The 1,558-nt window shown below is 68.4% G+C and carries 1 protein-coding gene; it reads left to right on the top strand.

Features of this window, described 5'->3' with window-relative positions; all coding sequences use genetic code 11:
• Positions 1-74: 74 nt before the first annotated feature.
• Positions 75-1,490, top strand: a complete 1,416-nt coding sequence (locus EP30_RS10785) for an IS481 family transposase (RefSeq protein WP_308810410.1) — start codon at positions 75-77, stop codon at positions 1,488-1,490.
• Positions 1,491-1,558: the final 68 nt, after the last annotated feature.

Here is a 1,558-nt window from a genome sequence, read left to right as displayed (position 1 = left end):
TGTCTAGTTCGAGCGGATAGTTGACGTATGTCTCGGGGGATGGTTGACGGGGTGTCCTAGGGCATGGTTGACGTATGTCTCGGGGCATGGTTTACAGGTCGGTGCTGGTTGATTGGTGTATGGACACACAATCACAGCAGCAGACACCAGCGCATTCCAATGATGATGGCCCCGCGGCCCGTAGCGAGTTCCTGCGCAACAAAGCCATCGTCAACGCGATCCTCGCGGGCATGCCGGTCGCCGAGGCCGCCCGGCGCCACGGCGTCACCAGGCAGTGGGCGAACGAGCTGAGACGCAGGTACGGCGAGGAGGGAGAGAAAGGTCTCCTGCCCCGCTCCAGGCGCGCGCGCCGTATCGCCAACAGGACCGGGAAGGAGACCAGGGAGCGGATCGTCGCGCTCCGGCGCGAGCTGGACGCCGCCGGTCTGGACTCGGGGCCGGAGTCCATCGCCGCCAGGCTGGAGCGCGAGGGCGTCAGGCCTCCGGCGAACTCCACGATCCACCGCATCCTCAAGCAGGCGGGCCTGGTGCGCCCCGAGCCGAGGAAGCGGCCCAGGTCCTCGTACGCGAGGTTCGAGGCCGCGCTGCCCAACGAGACGTGGCAGTCGGACTTCACCCACTGGCCTCTCGCGGACGGCACGGACGCGCTGATCGTCTCCTGGCTCGACGACCACTCGAGGTTCCTCCTGTACTCGCGCGCGTACGCGACGGTCACCATGAAGACCATCGAGGAGTCGTTCCGCCAGGCGTGCTCCCGGTACGGGATCCCCGCCTCCACGCTCACCGACAACGGCACCGTGTACACGACCCGCCTGCACTCGGCCGAACCGGGGTCGTTCGAGCGGCTGCTCGCCCTGATGGGCGTGCGCCAGAAGAACGGCAGCCCCTACCATCCCCAGACCCAGGGCAAGATCGAACGCTGGCACCGCACCCTCAAGCAATGGCTCGCCGCCCGGCACCTCGCGCGCGGTCTCGACGAGCTCAACGCCCAGCTCGACGAGTTCCGCCGCGAGTACAACGAGGAACGCCCCCACCGGGCCCTGGGCCGCCGCACCCCCAAGGAGGCGTACGAGGCCAAGGGCAAGGCCGGCCCCGACCCCGAGATCGCCGCCCGCGAACAGGCCAGACGCGACGAGGAGGAACACCGCGAGGCCGAACGCGTGACGGCCCCGAGACGCAGGCCCGTCCCGGCCGCCGAACGCACGGAGCCCGAGCCCGTGGACGTGACCGTCCCGGCCCGCACGCACAAGACCGACCGACGCGGATGCGTCACCCAGCAGGGCGGCGTCGCTCCGCTGCGCCGCATCATCGTCAACATCGGCAGGGAGAACGCCGGCAGGACGGTGGAACTGGCCATCGACCACGGCATCGTCGCCGTCACCGACACCGCCACCGGCGAGATCCTCGCCGACCAAAGACTCGACACCACACGCGAATACCAATACCGCAGGCCACCGGCGAACGACAACGATGCCCCAGGACAGCAGTAAAGCATGCCCCAGGACACCCCGTCAACCATGCCCCGAGACACCCGTCAACCATGCCCCGAGACAATACA

It is taken from the genome of Bifidobacterium sp. UTCIF-39 (assembly GCF_006408715.1).
Classification (GTDB): Bacteria; Actinomycetota; Actinomycetes; order Actinomycetales; family Bifidobacteriaceae; genus Galliscardovia; species Galliscardovia tissieri.
The sequence above is the reverse complement of the archived record's forward strand: the minus strand, read 5'-3'. Positions and strand labels throughout refer to the sequence as shown.

Bases quoted from the DNA above. Each gene is read 5' to 3' on its own strand.
- EP30_RS10785 (WP_308810410.1), top strand. From the start codon at position 75: ATGTCTCGGGGCATGGTTTACAGGTCGGTGCTGGTTGATTGGTGTATG.